The sequence below is a fragment of the Vibrio sp. 1249-1 genome, assembly GCF_033340495.1.
The window spans coordinates 1-507 of the sequence record NZ_JAWOWJ010001214.1 but is presented as its reverse complement, the minus strand read 5'-3'; the positions used below and the strand labels follow the sequence as shown (position 1 = coordinate 507).

General features: G+C 47.7%; 1 pseudogene. It reads left to right on the top strand.

Annotated elements, in window-relative coordinates:
* A pseudogene (locus R7Z50_RS31340) lies at window positions 1–507 on the top strand (hypothetical protein); the annotation flags it as partial.

Below are 507 nucleotides of genomic sequence, written 5' to 3'. Positions count from 1 at the left end.
GTAAGCTTGGCAAAGCTCAGTTGATGCGCCACAACATTCCTACCTCGGCTGGTCTGGCAAGGTTTATGGGGACGGGACTAAAAGGTGTCGACAAGGTGGTGATTGGTGAAGATGAATTTGACGTAGAAGAGGGCGAGCTTTACGCCGAACAATACTTGCCAGCCGACGCCTATCTATTCCCAACTCGTGTGGTATTTGATAGCGGTGAAGAGCGACGTTACCAACTGTACGTGCGTATTCCGGATGAATATTGGGTACAAGCGGGTTTGGCGGATTTCTACATTGGTAAAAACAAAGTCACAGGTAATTCGGCAGCATTGGCGGTTGATGACCAATATCAAGATGATATCTACAACCAAGGTCGCTTAGCGTATTTTGGCCAAGGTAAGTTTGGTGACAAACTCCGAATCACCACCCACTTTGATACCAAAGAGAGTGACGTGCGAGACATGTTTAAGCACCCGTTTGCCTCTGATTCATCCAGCGTATTCGACATTCTCGAAGACG